Genomic DNA, 15,935 nt, shown 5'->3' with positions numbered 1-15,935 from the left:
CCGCATCCGGGAACTGCTCCAGTGCCCGGTCCGCGCGGGCGGATTCCGCGCTCGCGGGCAGTGACCGCGGGGCGCTGCCCGCCGTGTCGTTCTCGCCGATGCCCGCCATGAGCGCTCCGCCGACGGCGATGAGCAGTATCGGCAACAGCCATGACCGGCGTGCCGTGACCAGTGTCGAGTAGCGATCCCAGATACCCACTCGACCAAATATCTCAGATTCTTAATTATTAAGCAATCGAGAGAACTGGTGAGCGGTTTAGGCTGACTCCGTGAGTGAGAGCGATTCGACCGCCATCCCGCGCGGATCGGCCGCGGCGGAGGACCGTGCGGCGCTGGAGACGGAGATCGGTGCGGACCTGCGCGCCCTGACCGCCGTGTCCGAGCAGCTGGGCCATGCCTTCGCGCGATCGGAGAGCTTGCGCCCCAACGACTTCCGGGCGCTGTTGCACGTCGCCACCGCCGAATTCGCCGATCGCCCGCTCACCCCCGGCCAGCTCGGGAAGCTCATGGGCATGTCCTCACCCGCGGTCACCTACCTGGTGGAGCGGCTGAGTGAATCCGGCTATCTGCGCCGCGCCGACGACCCGAGTGACCGGCGCCGAGTGATCCTGCACCACGACGACTCCGGCCGCGCGGCCGCCGAGAACTTCTTCCTGCCGCTCGGCCAGCGCACCCGCGCGGCCATGGCCGAGTTCTCCGACGCCGACCTGCACGCCACCCACCGCGTGCTCACCGCCGTCATCCACGCTCTGCGTGCGCATTTCGACGCCGTGACCGATCCGGCGGCCCGGTGAACAGCGCCCGGACACCGGCAAGCGACCACCCGATCTTCAGGTCCGGCTGAAGTCAAGGCCCCGTCCGGGCTCAGGGGTGGGTCCGACGGCGGGCAGGATGGCCTGGTCGACGATATCGGCGAGGGTCCGCTCGCCGGGCAGCGCGCCGGTGTCGAACGCGATCTTGAGCACCAGCGCCTCACCGATATCGAGGACCACGGGGGTGAGCCGCGCCGGATCGATTCGCCCGATGCGCGCGTAGTGATGCAGGACCGTGCTGGTGAAGCGGCCGCCCGCGGGCTCGAAGACATCCGAGTAGACGGCCTCGGCCAGCTCCGGATAGCGGGCGCGGTCCAGCAGAATCGCCGCGACGGCGCGCGCCGTCGGCGTATCCATCCAGTCGACCAGCAGTTTCAGTGCCGCGATCAGATCGTGGCGGAGATCGTCGGTGGCCGAGACCGTCTCGTGCGGGAATGCGGAGCGGACGGCATCCAGCAATACCGCCTGCGGACTGTCCCAGCGCCGGTACAGCGAGGTTTTCGCGATGCCGGAGCGCTGGGCGATGCGTTCCATGGTGAGCCTGCCGAGGCCGACCTCGTCGAACTCCTCGATGACGGCGGTGCGAATCGCCGCCACCACCTCGGCGTCGCTGCGGCGGCCGCGCGTGCTCGGCATGGTTGTCGGTCCTTCGTCGGGTCAGGAGGTACGTCCCGATGCAGACTAGTCGGCGGTGGTGGCCAGGGTGACGACCGCGGTCGCGTACGGGCCGAGCTCCAGGACGTCACCCGGATTGTCGCGGACGGCGGCCGGGCCCGCGCCGGTCCCGGTGTCCACGACCGCCATCGACCGCGGCCGGTCGGGTGCGGTGCAGTGGACCGCGATCGGATCGGGGTACTTGTTCACCAGCAGGACCTTCCGCTCACCGGCCGCGGTCCGGAAGGCTCGCGCGTGCAGGCGGCCCTCCGGTGCCATGGGGTGTCCGATCGCGGTGTCGAACAGCTCGTCGCCCGGACCGAAATGCTCCAGCAGGAGCTGGAGCACCCGGTAGCGGGCGTTGGGTTCGCCGGTGTTCCAGTCCAGCAGTGACGTTCCCGCGATCATGCCCGGATAGTCCATGAACTCGGCCACGCCGACGATATCGATGCCCAGCTCGGTCAGCCGCGACCACAGGTATGCGATCACCGCACCGCCGAGTGCCCAATAGTCCTGGGGGATATCGGGTTCGGTGCTCATGACGTCCGGTGCGAAGGACCCGATCTCGTTGATGAAGGTCTTCGTGTGCGGAGACAGCTTGCGGCGTATGGAATCGATCAGCCGCACCTGGGTGATGAACCCCTCCGCCTGAGCGAAGAAGGTGCCGCGCCATTCCTCGAACGGCGGATTCCGTTCGGCGCTGGTGGGATCGAGGATATCCGGGGTGGCGTAGAAGTGATACGACACGGCGTCGACCGCAATGCCGGCCCGGTGGTTCGCGGGATCCAGGAAATGCCATAAGTACTCCGGATCCTGTGTCACCGGACTGAGTGACAGCCCGACGAACTTCATCTCGGGATCGAGTTCTCGCAGCCGCTCCACCACCGCGTCGTAGAGGCGGGTGTAGACCTGCGGTGACAACCGGTGACCGATATCGGGTTCGCAGAGCACCTCCCAGTAGGCGAATCGGTGTCGGCGCCCGGAGGTGTGGCGTACGCCGAACTGATCGGTGAATCCGCCTGCCAGATACCAGCGGCCGATGCGCTCGAAGTGGTCGGCGACCTCGGTGAGGGTGGGGTCGCGAAATTCGGTGCCCTGCTCGTAATCCCAGTGGATTGCCGCCGGATCATCCTGCAGCGCGACGGGTTGCGCGGTGTGGAACATCCAGGTGGGGATGGTCGCGAAGTTCGCCACCACGGGCCGTCCCGCGGTGGCCGACAGGCAGTCGTCCATGAACTGGTCGAGCTGCGCGAAGTCCCAGGAGGTGTGGCCGTCGACGGGCGGATACAGCTCGGGCACCGACAGTTTCGGCGAAGAGAACCAGGGCAGCAGCCGGACGTAATCGGCTTCCAGTGCGCGCAGTGCGGCGAAGGCCTTGTCGTGTAGGGGTTCACCGCGTCGCAGCGGCGGTGCGGTCCAGACGTGGGTGGTCAAGGTGGTGCATGAGGTGCCGCGGGTAGCGGTCCAGTCGATGGAGAGAGGGAGGGCAGCGGACATCGCCGGAATCCTTTCGGGGGGAACGTTCTCAGGATAGCTACAGTAACGTAGCTACGCAACTGTTTCTAAGAGTGGGTCCGCGTGAGGTGTGACGAAGGTGTGACGAAGGTGTGACGGTGCGTCCCGCAGGGGCGACCAGGCCATGCGGACCAGGTTGAATCGAGACAGCGACGGCGAACACGGAACTCGGAGGATGAAACATGGTGTCGGTACGCAGGCTCACTCGATCCCCCATCACCTGGGCGGTGGCGGCGGTCTTGGTGGTCGCGCTCGGTATCGGGCTGGCGTTGTTCCAGCCCTGGCGGCTGTTCACCAACACCACGGTCGAGGAGGCGGCGCCCACGGTGAACGCCCCGGTCACCCCTGGTGCGACGCCCGCGCGGCCGCGCACGCTCTACACCGGCGAGTTCATCTCGCACGAGCACGCCACCAGCGGCACGCTGCGGGTACTCGACCTCGGCAACGGTCAGCGCGTGCTGCGGCTGGAGGACCTCGATACCTCGGACGGGCCCGCGCTGTTCGTGTGGCTCAGTGACGCCCCGGTGCTGCCCGGGCGTGACGGGTGGGGTGTCTTCGACGACGGTGCGTTCGTGAGTCTGGGAAATCTGAAGGGCAACAAGGGGAGTCAGAACTACGAGATTCCCGCCGACGTCGACCTGTCGACGCTGCGGAGCGTGTCGATCTGGTGCGACCGGTTCAATGTGTCCTTCGGCGCGGCGGAGTTGCGCACCGCCTAGGCCCGGAGCAGCGCCGTGCGGAAGCGGGCGCGGTAGGCCGAGGGGGTGACGCCCAGGTGGCGCAGGAAGGCGCGGCGCAGTGATTCCTCGCTGCCCAGGCCGCAGCGGTGGGCGGTGCGGGCGATGGATTCGCCCGATTCCAGCAGGGTCTGCGCCGCCTCCAGCCGGACCGCTTCCACGAAGGCGGCCGGGGTGGTGTCGAGATGTTCGCGGAACAGCCGGGTCAGGTGCCGGACGCTGAGGGCGGCGCGCGCGGCCATGGCGGGCAGGGAGTGGTCGGCGGCGGGATCGGCGAGGATGTCGTCGAGCAGGGCGCGCAGCGGATCGTGACGGGGGCGGGGCAGCCGCGCGGCCACCGAGAACTGGGATTGACCGCCCGGCCGCTGCAGGAAGACCACCAGGTCCCGTGCCACATCCCGGGCCAGCTCCGCGCCCTCGTCGGCCTCCACCAGTGCCAGCGCCAGATCGATGCCGGCGCTGACACCGGCCGAGGTGTACACCGTGTCGTCGCGCACATAGATGGCGTCCGGCTCCACCGTCACCCGCGGGTGCGCGCGAGCGAGCGTGGCGGCGTGCCGCCAGTGCGTGGTGGCGCGGCGGCCGTCGAGCACGCCCGCCTGCGCGAGGGCGAAGGCACCGGTGCACACCGACGCGATCCGGCGCGCGCCGGCGGCGAAATCCGGTATGGCGGAAACCAGTTCGGGCGGTGCGGGAGCCTGCGGCAACCGCGCGGAGCCCGGAACCAGCACCGTGTGCGCGCCCCGGACATCGGCGTAGGAGGTGTGCGCCGTGAGACTCGTCCCCGCCGAGGTGGTGACCGGACCGCCGTCCGGCGAACACAGCACGAGCTCGTATCCGCCGCCCAATTCCAGTGCGGTGCTGAAGACTTCCATCGGGGCGGTGGCGTCCAGCAGGCGGACGCCGTCGTACACCGCCACCGCGATCGTGCGACTCACCCCCGCGAGCTTAATGGCCGAATCCGAGGGGTTCGCGGCCGGATGGCCATGGTGGCGGACCGGGTGCGCGGGCGAAGCTCGATCCATGACCACGATCGCCGATATCGCCATCCCCGACAGCGCCCTGGCCCGCGCGGCCACCGAACTCGTCCGCGACACCGCCACGCCGCTCCTCTACGACCACTCCCGGCGGGTATTCCTGTTCGGCGCGCTCCAGGGCCGCCGCCGCGGCCTCGACTTCGACGCCGAACTGCTCTATGTCGGCGCGCTGTTCCACGATCTCGGCCTCACCGACCGCTACCGCACCGACGACCAGCGTTTCGAGATCGACGGCGCGGACGAGGCGCGCAAATTCCTGCACGCCCACGGGATCGCCGACCAGCGCGCCGATCTGGTGTGGACCGCCATCGCACTGCACACCACGCCGGAGATCCCGACCCGCATGGCGCCCGAGATCGCGCTGGTGACAGCGGGAGTCGAACTGGATGTGCTCGGCATCGGCTATCACGACATCAGCGCCGAGCAGCGGGCCGCGGTGGTGGCCGCGCATCCGCGGCCCGATTTCAAACGACGGATTCTGGCCGCCTTCACCGACGGCATCGCGCACCGCCCGGCGACGACCTTCGGCAATGTGAAAGCCGATGTGCTGGAGCGCTTCTCGCCGGGCTTCGCCCGAGCGAACTTCGTCGAGGTGATCGAGGGCTCGGACTGGCCGGAGTGATCAGGCGCTGCGCGGGGCGATCCAGAGCGCCTCGGCGACCGCGCACGGCTGTCCGTCCGGTGTCGAGAGCGCCACGCCGACAGTGTGTTTGCGACCGTCCCGGTGCAACGCCCAGGCGTAGGCGATGTATTCGGCACCGGCGAGCACGGGTTGCGTCCGGGTGGCCGTGAGGGCGGCGGTGACCGCACCCTGGCCCATGCCCTGGAACACCCAGGCCGCGATGCCGCCGGGGCAGTCGAGCGTGGACCACACGACCTCGGGCGGAAGTTCCCCGTGCTCGTCGGCCAGACCCGGATCGGGGGTCCAGGCGGCGGCCATGACCCGGCGGTCGGGGGTGGCCCACGGGAACAGCCGCAATCCGTGGCCGGGTTCGCACAGCACACCGCAGCCGTAGCAGTCGGTGACCTGGCGATCGGGAGAGGACAGCGCCGCTTCGGTGGCGCGCTTGGCCTCCGACCAGGAGGGCGCGTCCGGGGGAGCGAGGGTGAGCGCCGCGGGCGCGGCCTCGGCCAGCAGCAGGCCGCCGGCGTCGGTCAGCGCGGTGCGGTCGGGGTCGGCGGTGATGGTGACGGGCGCGCCGACCGGTACCGCCCGGCGGAAGTCGACCCGGACCGTATCGGCCCCGGCGTGCCGGGCCAGCATGCCCGCGACATAGCCGCCGAACGCCACCCGCGGATAGCCGTGGATATGTTCCGGAATGGTGAGGGTCTGCGGCTGGGCCATGCTCTCGATCAACTCTCCCGGCCCCGGCGGGCCGTCGAACGCTATCGACGATACCGACGGGCCGGTGGGGCGCGGAGTCAGGGCAGTGGTTGTGCGCCGCGCTGGGCCAGCATGATGGTCATGATGCCCGCCTCCTGGTTCTGGGCGGTCATCATCGCCCGCGCCGCCTCTTTCACCGGACCCGAGGTGAGCAGTTCGTCGGCGGCCTTCGCCATGGTGACGCCGCCGAGATGATGGCGCAGCATCAGTTGCAGGAACAGGGTTTCGGCGTCGGCCCCGCGGGCGGCGGCGAGGGCGTCGAGTTCGCCCCAGGTGGCCATACCGGGCATGAGTCCGTCGGAATTGGTGGCCGTGGTAGTGGGGACGGCCGAATGATGATGGGCGGCAGTGGTTTCGCCATCGTGCATCCAAGCCATCGGCTCGCGTCCGCCGGGGGAGACGCCGGCCAGCCGCAGCCAGCCCAGCATGGTGCCGATCTCCACCCGCTGAGTGTCGGAGATCTGCTGCGCCAGTTGCCGAATCACCGGGTCGGCGGCCGGATCCAGCCGCTGCACCATGAGCAGCGCCTGTTCGTGGTGGGCCAGCATATCCCGGGTGAACCCGATCTCGACCGGATCCAGGACCGGGGGTGCGGTCCGGTCGTCGGGAATCAGGGTGGGGCGCAACGCCATACCGATCGCCACCAGCAGCAGCGCCGCCGCCACGTAGGCGACGGTACGCAGCCGGTTCACGAGCCGACCACGGACTGCTGATCGGCGGGCGGGGTGTACACGCGCTCGTCGAGCTGCAACACCATGAATCCGTTGTCGTTGCAGCTGGTCCACAGCTGGCTGCCATGCCATTCCGGCGGCGCGAAGCACCAGTCGGTGGACAGGTCGCCGAAGGCCAGCATGCCCGAGCGCTGCGACAGCGCCTGCCCGAGATCGAACTGCCCCTCCAGGATGGCGCGCGCCGCCGACGGGAACTCCATGGCGGGCACGCCGATCAGCGAGGCCAGCGCGTGCGGGGAGTTCCACAGCTCCAGATTGCGCCCGGTGCGGGCGGGCGGATTGAAGTAGGCGATCTCGCGAATGGCGAACGGATCGCGCACATCGAAGACGCGGATGCCGGAGGACTCCCAGCCGCAGGCCAGTGCGGTGGGATTCGCGGGCCGGTCGGCGGCGCAGTAGTGGGCATCGTAGGAGAACACCGAACCGCCCATCGACGACGCGACCAGGGAATCCTGATGCTGCGGCAGGTTGATCTCCAGCTTGATCTTGGCGGCCACCGTCGGCGCGGTCTCGTCGGCGATGTCGATGAGTTTCACGCCGCCGGAACCGCCTTCGTCCACCGTGAACAGGTACGGGCGTCCGTCGTAGGTGACCGGCACGCTGTGCTGGGTCGCCCAGCCGTCGGTCCAGAACACCCGGCCCAGATGCGGCACCTGCGGATTCGGGTCGCGGCGCTGCACGGCGCTGATATCGAGCACGGTGAAACCGCCGAGCGCGGACAGGTACATGCGATCGCCGTCGGGACTGATGCCGAACCCGTGCGCTTCGATACCGGTCAGTCCCTGCCAGATGACATGCGGATTCGCGGGGTCGGTCAGGTCGATGGCGCTCACGAAGCCGGGCGCGATACCGGAGGCCCAGTAGGTGCGTCCGTCGGGGGAGAACCCGCCCTCGTGGGTGGTGATCGGCAGCGGCATGAGCAGATTCGTGCCCGGTCCCGGATTCAGCAGGCGCGGATGCGCGCAGTCGGAGATGTCGTAGACCGACAGGTACCCCGCACCCTCCCCGATGGGAACCCCGGTGCCCACCAACAGCTTCCGCTCCGCATTGACCTTGAGCGACTCCCACGTCCCGGCCAGCATGGCCGGTTCGGTGAGGGTGGCGGTCACCACCGGGTTGGTCGGATCGGAGACGTCGAGCACCTGCACGCCCTGTGACGGCCCGAGAATATTGCCGGGGAAGAACGACCCGGTGTACGAGCAGTGCTCGAAGGTGGCCGAGGTGATCCCCGCTCCCCGCCCGACGTACCCGCCGACGAAGGTCATATTGCACCGGTACCCCTGCGCGCTGCGTCCACTGCTGCGGTCGGTGGCTGGAACGTCGCCCTGCAATCCGGGCTCCGGCATGGCCCCCGGCCCGCAGTCGGCACGCGGCACGGCCGTGCGTCCCACATCGAGGAACTCCCGCACCGCGTTCTGAATATCGGATTGCAGATCCGCCGACGCACCCCCGATCGGCAGCACGGCCGCCGCCAGCAGCGCCGCCGCCACCACGACGACAGGCTTGGACCGACGCACATTCGCCCACCGCGACATTGCGGTCACCCCGACCTTCTCCCGGACATCAGTGTCAGTGATTCGGGGCACATGCGAGCGCGGACTGTGTCCCCGGATACGGTCATAAGTTAATGGACAATCTGACCGACCGGTAGGGTTCTCCCGCGAATTGGCGGCTCCGGTCAGCCCACCGCCGCTGCGCGAGATCGTATCCGAGGTGTCCCGGAGCTACCGCTCACGACATGACCGGGATCGTCGACTGGGCCGGAAGGTGCCGAGGTGGATGTGCCGATCCGCGTTCGTATCGACTGGGACCGGCTTATCCGGCTGTGACTACGCCGAAGAGGTCGACAGCAGGGTGTGGCAGCGGTCGAGCAACCGGGAGCGCAGCACCGCGGCACGATCGGCGATACCGGCTTGTGCGCGGACGTATTCGGAGCGGCCGGAAGGGGTTTCGATGGGGATCGGGGTGTAGCCGTAGGCGGTGAGGTCGTAGGGGCTGGCCTTCATGTCGAGTTCGCGGGCGGCGCAGGCCAGGGCGAAGCAGTCGAACAGGAGGTCGGAGTCGATGAGCGGGGTGAGTTTGAAGCCCCACTTGTAGAGGTCCATGTTGGCGTGCAGGCAGCCTGGTTGTTCGCGGGCGATCTGGTCGGCGCGGGTGAGGTGTTCGGCGTTGCGGGGGGCGGCGTCCGGGGTGAAGAAGCGGTAGGCGTCGAAGTGGGTGCAGCGCAGTTGCATGGATTCGACGACCGCGTCGGTGCCCGCGGTGCCGAGGCGCAGCGGGACCTGCTGGTGGCGGATGTCGTCGGTGCGGTACACCATGGCCCATTCGTGCAGGCCGAAGCAGGACAGTTGGGCGGGGCGAGCGGCGGTCGCCGCCAGCAGGTCCGCGACGAAGGCGATGGTGTCGCGGCGCTTGGCGAGAAAGTCGGGGGCCGCGGTCCACGCGGTGCCGTCACCGTCCGGTGCGGATAGCGGAATCGATTGGTAGCCACGGTAATCCGCGTACTCGGCGGCATCGGCGAGCGCCAGCCCGTAGCCCGGATGCCACCGCTTCAACTGCGCGGGCTTGTGCCCGTAATAGGTGAACAGGAAGTCGATCACCGGATGGGTGGAACCGGCCGCCCGCTGCCGCAGATACGGCCCGATCAGCGCGTCCACCCGGTCCCGGTGGGCGGCGGCGCGGTCGCGCCACTCGGTTCGCGGCAGGATCCGCGGCCCGAGCGCCCGTAGTTCACCGTCCCACATGCTCATTCCGCGAGCCGGTGGGTCGCGTCGCGGACGGTGCCCACGAATTCCTCCACCAGATCCTCCAGGGCCACGATGCCGACCGTGGTGCCGCGCCCGTCCACCACCCGGCCGAGGTGGGAGTTGGTGCGCCGCAACCGGGCCAGCGCCTCGAACAGGGTGGCCCCGCTGCTCACGCTGGGCAGCGGCCGGATATCGGTGCGCGGGATCGGGGTGTCGGGTCCGGCCTTGTCGTCGGCGACCAGGTCGAGCACATCCTTGACGTGCAGGTAGCCGACGAGGGAGCCGTCGGTGGCGCGCACCGGGTAGCGGGAGTAGCCGGTCTCGGCCACCGCGGATTCGATATCGCCGAGGGTGGTGCCGTCGCCGCGCAGCGGGGCGGACCGCACCTTGGCCAGCGGCACCATCACATCGGCGACCAGGCGGTCGCTGGAGCCGAGCGCCTGGGTGAGGCGGCGATGCTCCTCTTCGTCCAGCAGCCCCTCGGAATGGGATTCGCCGAACATCTCCGCCAACTCCACCGAGGAGACGGTGGCGTCGAGTTCGTCCTTCGGTTCGATGCGCAGCGCCCGCAGCGTGAGATTCGCCGCCAGGTTGTAGAGCGCGATGAGCGGACGCGCCAGCCGCAGCCACATCAGATGCACCGGAACCAGCAGCAGCGCCATCCGTTCCGGCCCCGCCAGGGCGATGTTCTTCGGGATCATCTCGCCGAGCAGGATGTGCAGCACCACCACGACGGTGAGCGCCACGGCGAAGGCGATCGGGTGCAGCAGCTGATCGGGAACGCCGATCAGGTGGAACGGCCGCTCCAGCAGATGCGCCACTGCGGGTTCACCCACCCGGCCCAGCAGGATGGAACAGATGGTGATGCCCAGTTGCGCCGCCGCCAGCATCATGGACAGATTCTGCGCCGCCTCGATCACCGTGGTGGCGCTGCGCTTGCCCTGTGCCGCAAGGGCTTCCAGCCGGTCGCGGCGGGCGGAGATGAGCGCGAACTCGGCCCCGACGAAGAACGCGTTGCCGAGCAGCAGGAAGACGGTGAGCAGGACCGCGAGCCAATCACCCATGGCGCTGCTCCCAGTTCGCGAGGCCCTCGGCGTCGACCGGGCGCAGCAGCACGCGGTCGATGCGATGGCCGTCCATCCGCTCCACCTTGGCGATCCAGCCGCCGCGGGTGTGTGGTTCGAAGGCATTGTCGGAGTGGGGGAGCAGCACCTCGTCCCCGGCCGCCGGTATCCGGCCCAGCTGGGTCAGCACCAGCCCGCCCAGGGTCTCGTACTCGCCCTCGGGCGCGTGGTATCCGGAGGTGGCCGAGACCTCGTCGATGCGCAGCAGGCCCGAACAGTTCCAGCCCGCGGCGGTGCGGCGCACGTCGAGTTCCTCCTCGTCGTGCTCGTCGCGCACATCGCCGAGGATCTCCTCGATGAGGTCCTCCATGGTGACGATGCCCGCGGTGCCGCCGTACTCGTCGACCACCAGGGTCACCTGCATACCGTCGGCGCGCACGCGTTCGAGCACCTCGTCGCCGTCGAGGGAGGCGGGCACGATCGGCACCGGCTGCGCGATGGTCTTCAGCCGGATGCTGCGCCGGGCCCGCACCGGGTGCAGGAACGCCTGTTTGATGTGCACGATGCCGAGCGTGTTGTCCAGATCGCCGTCGATGACGGGGAACCGCGAATAGCCGGTGCGGCCCGCGGCGGCGATGAGGTCGGCGATGGTGTCGTCCTGGTCCAGGGTTTCGATCTTCACGCGCGGGGTCATGAGCTCCTCGGCGGAACGTTCACCGAAGCGCAGCGACCGGTCCACCACCTGCGCGGTGCGCTGGTCGATCGCGCCGTGCAGGGCCGACGTGCGCACCAGCGACCCCAGTTCCTGCGGTGAGCGTGCCGACCGCAGCTCCTCGGCCGGTTCGATGCCCATCCGGCGCACCGCCCAGTTCGCGGTGCCGTTCAGGAAGTTGATCATCCACCGGAAGACGGCCGAGAACGCCACCATGGGCCCGGCGGTGAAGCGCGCGGTTTCCAACGGTGCGGCGATGGCGATGTTCTTGGGCACCAGCTCGCCGTAGATCATGGACAGCGAGGTGGCCAGAATCAGCGCCAGCGCCAGCGAAATGCCGTGCGAGATACCCGAACTCAGGCCGATGGCGGTGAACAGCGGTTCCAGCAGCCGCGCCAGCACCGGCTCGGCGATATAGCCGGTGATCAGCGTGGTGATGGTGATGCCCAGCTGTGCGCCGGAGAGCTGGAACGACAGGGTGCGATGCGCCTGGCGCACCTGCCGGGCCGGGCGGTCGCCCTCGCGGGCGTGCGCCTCCACGGTGGAGCGTTCCAGGGCGGTGAGCGAGAACTCGGCGGCCACGAACAAGGCCGTCCCGGCGGTCAACGCCAGGAAACCGAGCAGAGCGAGCAAGGTGAACACGGTGGACACGGTCAGCACCACCGAGCAGTCGGTGCTGGGAGAGCGATGGCGCCGGGTTTGTCACCCGGCTCGGTAGACGAGCCCTCCTGAGCGGCGCCCTCGGACGCGGGTGACAACTGGTTCCTTTCGCAGATCGAATACGGGGTGCGGGGCCGGTGCGGATATGCGAGATCGCCGCCGCGGCGACCCCGGCTGCCCTCATGCTACCGGCAGCACAGGTCGGTGAGCGCGTCGGACGCGCGAGACCGGGCGGTCCCGGAGTTCGTCCCCGGTGGCCGCCCGGTGTGCGGCGTGTGAGTCGACAAGCGTCGCGGTGTCGGCGTGTCGTTTCGAGGCCGACAGCCGCCCACTCCGGGTCGCTGGGTCGCGCGGGTACCGGCGGTCCGCGCCGTCACCAGCCGGACGGCAGCGGGCGGCCCTCGGCGAAACCGGCCGCCGACTGCACGCCCAGAATGGCGCGCTCGTGGAACTCCGCCAGGTTGCTCGCGCCCGCGTAGGTGCAGGAGCTGCGCACACCGGAGGTGATGTGGTCGAGCAGGTCCTCCACGCCGGGACGCTCGGGATCCAGCCGCATGCGCGAGGAGGAGATGCCCTCCTCGAACAGCGCCTTGCGGGCGCGGTCGAAGGCGGAATCCGCGGCGGTGCGGGCGGCGACGGCGCGCTTGGACGCCATGCCGAAGCTCTCCTTGTAGCGGTTGCCGTCGCGGTCGATGCGCAGATCGCCGGGCGATTCGTAGGTGCCCGCGAACCAGGAGCCGACCATCACGTTGGCCGCGCCGACCGCGAGCGCCAGGGCCACGTCGCGCGGGTGGCGGACACCGCCGTCGGCCCACACGTGCTTGCCGAATTCCTTGGCGGCGGCGGCGCATTCGGCCACGGCCGACAGCTGCGGGCGGCCCACGCCGGTCATCATGCGGGTGGTGCACATGGCGCCGGGGCCGACACCGACCTTGATGATGTCCGCGCCCGCCTCGATGAGGTCGCGGGTGCCCGCCGCGGAGACCACGTTGCCCGCCACGATCGGCACGCCCAGATCCAGTCCGGAGACCGACCGCAGCGCCTCCAGCATCTTGCCCTGGTGGCCGTGCGCGGTATCCATGACCAGCACGTCGGCGCCGGCGTCGACCAGGGCCTTGGCCTTGGCCGGGATATCGCCGTTGATGCCGACCGCGGCGGCGATGCGCAGCTTGCCGTGCGCGTCGACCGCGGGCTGGTAGATGCCGGTGCGGACGGCGCCGGTGCGGGTCATCACGCCCGCCAGGCTGCCGTCGCCGTTGACCAGCACGGCGATGGTCGAGTGGTTGTGCTCGAGCAGATCGAAGATGTCGCGCGGCGAGGTGGCGGCGTCGGCGGTGACGAAATCGGTGTCGGCGACGGTGCGCAGCCGCGCGAAGCGGTCCACGTCGGCGCAGGAGCCCTCGGTGACCACACCGACCGGCTTGCCGTCCTCGACCACCACGACCGCGCCGTGTGCGCGCTTGTGGATGAGGCCGAGCGCGTCGGACACCGAATGCTCCGGGCTCAGCACCACCGGCGTGTCGGCGGTGAGCGAGCGGCTCTTCACGAAGCCGATGGTCTCGGCGGCGGCCGGGATCGGCAGATCCTGCGGCAGCACCACCAGTCCGCCGCGGCGCGCCACGGTCTCGGCCATACGCTTGCCCGCGACGGCCGTCATATTGGCGACGACGACGGGAATGGTGGTGCCGGTCCCGTCGCTGGTGGACAGGTCGACATCGAATCGCGACGTCACATCCGTCCGGCTGGGGACGAGGAAGACATCGTCGTAGGTCAAGTCGTAGGGCGGGTTATGCCCGGGGAGGAACTGCACGGTTCTGTTCGCCTCATAGGTTTGACGTCGGGATTTGCGGTCGTGGCCATGCTACGGAGGCAGGTTTGGGGCACAAATCACTCTGGCGGTGCTTCAACCTGATGTCACACATGCAGCGGTCCAGTGTACCGGGTGATGGTCGTGTTTCCGGCTGTGCCATATGACACGTCGCGGATCGCCTCGGCGACGCGTGGGTCGCCCCGGCCGGTGTCGGAGCCCGGTGCGTGACGATTCGGGCGACCGCCGCCGTCGCAACACCCTGAGCGACCAGCCAACGCCTTGTTCGTCGTGCCGCCGTCGATGACGGCCGCGGTCTGTCCAGCGCGGCAAGGTCGTGGGCGCTCGCTCGAGCGCCGGCTGGGGCCCGGAGGGGTGGTCGAGTGGGGTGCTGCCGGGCGTGGCGACGACGCGCCCGGAACGGCGCGTCCGTCACCGCGGGTATGGCGCTCGCGACCGTGCCGTCAGCGGCTCCGGCGAGCGGATCCGGGCTTGCGCTTCTTGGTGTGGACGCGACTGCCCGAGCGCGAGGTGGGGCGGGGGCGGCGCGGCTCGCTGGGCGGAACCTGTTGGGGTGCGGTGGTTTCGGGCGCGGCCGGGTCCGGGACCGGGTGGCCGGACGGGCGGCGCGCGCCGATGAGTTCGGCCAGGCGGCGGTCGCCGGGGCGGGCGTCGATATCGGTGACGGACACGCCCGCCGCGGCCACGATCGCGGCCCACGGCTCCCGGTCGGCGGGGGTGACGATGGTGACCACGGTGCCGGTCGCGCCCGCGCGGGCGGTGCGGCCCGCGCGGTGCACGTAGTCCTTCGGGTCGGCCGGTGGATCGACGTGCACGACGAGATCGATGCCGTCCACGTGGATGCCGCGCGCCGCCACATCGGTGGCGACGAGCACGGGCGCGGTGCCGTCGGCGAAGGCGGCCAGGGTGCGCGTGCGCTGGTTCTGTGCCTTGCCGCCGTGCAGCGCGGCGGCCGCGACGCCCGCCTCGCGCAGGCGGCGGGCGAGTTTGTCGACGCCGTACTGGGTGCGCACGAACAGCAGGGTGCGACCCGCGCGGGCGGCGATCTCGGCGACAACCGCGTACTTGTCGCCGCGGCGCACCCGCACGGCGTAATGGCCGACCGCGCGGTCGTGTTCGGCGACCGCCTCGTCACCGGGACGGTCGGACGGAACCCGGCTGCCATCCGTCGCTCGCGGTGGTGGTCGGTCACGGTCGGCGGAACCGTGGGCCGCGCGGGGACCGGCGGTCGGAGAATCGGCTTCTTCGCCCGGGTGATTCGGTGTGTCGGACACATTCCCCGCGCGCTCCGCACGTCCGGTGCCCGGGAGGTCGTGCGAGTGACGGTCGCCGTGCCCGGTTCCCCCGGGCCGCCCGGAGACCGTGTGCCGCACGGGATCTCGCAGATAGCGCTCGACCAGTCCGTCCACGGCGTGGTCCAGGGTGGCGGAGAACAGCAGTTTCTGCGCGTCCTCGGGGATCCGGTTGAGTACGGCCGTCAGTTGCGGGAGGAAGCCGAGTTCGGTCATGTGGTCGGCTTCGTCCACGGTGATCGCGCGCACCTCGGACAGGTCCACCGCGCGGCGGCCGATCAGGTCGGTGAGGCGGCCGGGGGTGGCGATGAGCAGGTCGACGCCGCGGGCGAGGCGCTCCTCCTGGCGTTTGATCGGCAGCCCGCCGACGGCGGAGGCGAGGCGGATGCCCTGCGACAGGGCGGGTTCGTCCAGCGCGGCTTCGATCTGCTGCGCCAATTCCCTTGTGGGCGCGAGGATCACACCGCGTGGACGGCCGGGACGGGCGGGTGCCCCGGACAGCCGAACCAGCATCGGTACACCGAAGGCGAGCGTTTTGCCCGAACCCGTGGCGGCCCGGCCCAGCACATCGCGTCCCGCCAGCACATCCGGGATCACCACACCCTGGATGGGGAACGGCCGCTCGATCCCGTCGCGGCGCAGCGCGTGCACGAGCACCGGCGGCAGACCCAGATCGGCGAAGGTCAGCGGCCGGGAGACGACCGCGTAACGCACGATCTCCTCGGCCCGCGCGAAACCCGGATTCCGATCACGGGCGGCGGT

General features: G+C 69.9%; 15 protein-coding genes. 3 read left to right on the top strand and 12 right to left on the bottom strand.

From position 1 onward, the window contains the following. Positions 1–199 (bottom strand): hypothetical protein (locus QK444_RS17240; protein ID WP_282781514.1); only part of this gene is annotated, 199 nt, incomplete at its 3' end. A 70-nt stretch (positions 200–269) separates the two neighbouring features. On the opposite strand from QK444_RS17240, the gene QK444_RS17235 reads away from it, so the two are divergent. Further along, positions 270–794, top strand: coding sequence for a MarR family transcriptional regulator (locus QK444_RS17235; RefSeq protein WP_282781512.1), 525 nt, complete (start codon positions 270–272; stop codon positions 792–794). 36 nt (positions 795–830) lie between these two features. Here QK444_RS17235 and QK444_RS17230 read toward each other — a convergent pair whose 3' ends face one another. Next, a complete protein-coding gene (locus QK444_RS17230; protein ID WP_282781510.1) occupies positions 831–1,448 on the bottom strand; it encodes a TetR/AcrR family transcriptional regulator in 618 nt (205 codons plus the stop codon). 45 nt (positions 1,449–1,493) lie between these two features. Next, positions 1,494–2,963 (bottom strand): hypothetical protein, encoded by a 1,470-nt coding sequence (locus tag QK444_RS17225; RefSeq protein ID WP_282781508.1) that lies wholly within the window; start codon positions 2,961–2,963, stop codon positions 1,494–1,496. A 200-nt stretch (positions 2,964–3,163) separates the two neighbouring features. Between QK444_RS17225 and QK444_RS17220 the strand changes: the two genes are divergently transcribed. Then, a complete protein-coding gene (locus QK444_RS17220) occupies positions 3,164–3,700 on the top strand; it encodes a DM13 domain-containing protein (RefSeq protein WP_282781507.1) in 537 nt (178 codons plus the stop codon). Here the strand turns inward: QK444_RS17220 and QK444_RS17215 are convergent. Next, entirely contained in the window at positions 3,697–4,656 is a 960-nt protein-coding gene (locus tag QK444_RS17215) for a GlxA family transcriptional regulator (protein WP_282781505.1), read from the bottom strand. The two genes, QK444_RS17220 and QK444_RS17215, sit on opposite strands and share 4 nt — an antisense overlap. A gap of 85 nt (positions 4,657–4,741) precedes the next feature. Here QK444_RS17215 and QK444_RS17210 point away from each other — a divergent pair, with 85 nt between their 5' ends. Further along, positions 4,742–5,377, top strand: coding sequence for an HD domain-containing protein (locus tag QK444_RS17210; protein WP_282781503.1), 636 nt, complete (start codon positions 4,742–4,744; stop codon positions 5,375–5,377). On the opposite strand, the gene QK444_RS17205 is transcribed toward QK444_RS17210, so the two are convergent. From QK444_RS17205 to QK444_RS17170, 8 genes are all read right to left on the bottom strand, one after another. Next, positions 5,378–6,100: a hypothetical protein gene (locus QK444_RS17205; RefSeq protein WP_282781501.1), complete on the bottom strand. Its 723-nt coding sequence runs from the start codon at positions 6,098–6,100 to the stop codon at positions 5,378–5,380. It abuts the gene before it with no gap. Between the two features lie 77 nt (positions 6,101–6,177). After that, positions 6,178–6,771, bottom strand: coding sequence for a DUF305 domain-containing protein (locus tag QK444_RS17200; RefSeq protein WP_282781518.1), 594 nt, complete (start codon positions 6,769–6,771; stop codon positions 6,178–6,180). Between the two features lie 56 nt (positions 6,772–6,827). Beyond that, positions 6,828–8,405: a hypothetical protein gene (locus QK444_RS17195; RefSeq protein WP_282781498.1), complete on the bottom strand. Its 1,578-nt coding sequence runs from the start codon at positions 8,403–8,405 to the stop codon at positions 6,828–6,830. Between the two features lie 294 nt (positions 8,406–8,699). After that, positions 8,700–9,620, bottom strand: a complete 921-nt coding sequence (locus QK444_RS17190) for a 3-methyladenine DNA glycosylase (RefSeq protein ID WP_282781496.1) — start codon at positions 9,618–9,620, stop codon at positions 8,700–8,702. After that, complete coding sequence (locus QK444_RS17185; RefSeq protein ID WP_143980725.1) at positions 9,617–10,681, bottom strand: hemolysin family protein; 1,065 nt, start codon at positions 10,679–10,681, stop codon at positions 9,617–9,619. Before QK444_RS17185 ends, QK444_RS17190 begins: the two co-directional genes overlap by 4 nt. After that, positions 10,674–12,044 (bottom strand): hemolysin family protein, encoded by a 1,371-nt coding sequence (locus QK444_RS17180; RefSeq protein ID WP_282781494.1) that lies wholly within the window; start codon positions 12,042–12,044, stop codon positions 10,674–10,676. The genes QK444_RS17185 and QK444_RS17180 overlap by 8 nt, the downstream gene beginning before the upstream one ends. Before the next feature lie 382 nt (positions 12,045–12,426). Beyond that, positions 12,427–13,863, bottom strand: a complete 1,437-nt coding sequence (locus tag QK444_RS17175; protein ID WP_029930606.1) for a GuaB1 family IMP dehydrogenase-related protein — start codon at positions 13,861–13,863, stop codon at positions 12,427–12,429. Positions 13,864–14,324: 461 nt separating this feature from the next. Next, on the bottom strand, positions 14,325–15,887 hold the full coding sequence (locus QK444_RS17170) for a DEAD/DEAH box helicase (RefSeq protein ID WP_282781516.1): 1,563 nt from the start codon (positions 15,885–15,887) through the stop codon (positions 14,325–14,327). Positions 15,888–15,935: the final 48 nt, after the last annotated feature.

Origin of the sequence: Nocardia sp. CC201C, assembly GCF_030010695.1 — a bacterium.
In the GTDB taxonomy this organism is placed as follows: domain Bacteria; phylum Actinomycetota; class Actinomycetes; order Mycobacteriales; family Mycobacteriaceae; genus Nocardia; species Nocardia otitidiscaviarum.
The sequence above is the reverse complement of the archived record's forward strand: the minus strand, read 5'-3'. Positions and strand labels throughout refer to the sequence as shown.

Excerpts from the sequence above, each read along its gene's own strand:
- QK444_RS17230 (WP_282781510.1), bottom strand. The coding sequence starts at position 1,448 with ATGCCGAGCACGCGCGGCCGCCGCAGCGACGCCGAGGTGGTGGCGGCG.
- QK444_RS17225 (WP_282781508.1), bottom strand. The coding sequence starts at position 2,963 with ATGTCCGCTGCCCTCCCTCTCTCCATCGACTGGACCGCTACCCGCGGC.
- QK444_RS17220 (WP_282781507.1), top strand. The coding sequence starts at position 3,164 with ATGGTGTCGGTACGCAGGCTCACTCGATCCCCCATCACCTGGGCGGTG.
- QK444_RS17210 (WP_282781503.1), top strand. The coding sequence starts at position 4,742 with ATGACCACGATCGCCGATATCGCCATCCCCGACAGCGCCCTGGCCCGC.
- QK444_RS17205 (WP_282781501.1), bottom strand. The coding sequence starts at position 6,100 with ATGGCCCAGCCGCAGACCCTCACCATTCCGGAACATATCCACGGCTAT.
- QK444_RS17200 (WP_282781518.1), bottom strand. The coding sequence starts at position 6,771 with ATGGCGTTGCGCCCCACCCTGATTCCCGACGACCGGACCGCACCCCCG.
- QK444_RS17195 (WP_282781498.1), bottom strand. The coding sequence starts at position 8,405 with ATGTCGCGGTGGGCGAATGTGCGTCGGTCCAAGCCTGTCGTCGTGGTG.
- QK444_RS17190 (WP_282781496.1), bottom strand. The coding sequence starts at position 9,620 with ATGAGCATGTGGGACGGTGAACTACGGGCGCTCGGGCCGCGGATCCTG.
- QK444_RS17185 (WP_143980725.1), bottom strand. The coding sequence starts at position 10,681 with ATGGGTGATTGGCTCGCGGTCCTGCTCACCGTCTTCCTGCTGCTCGGC.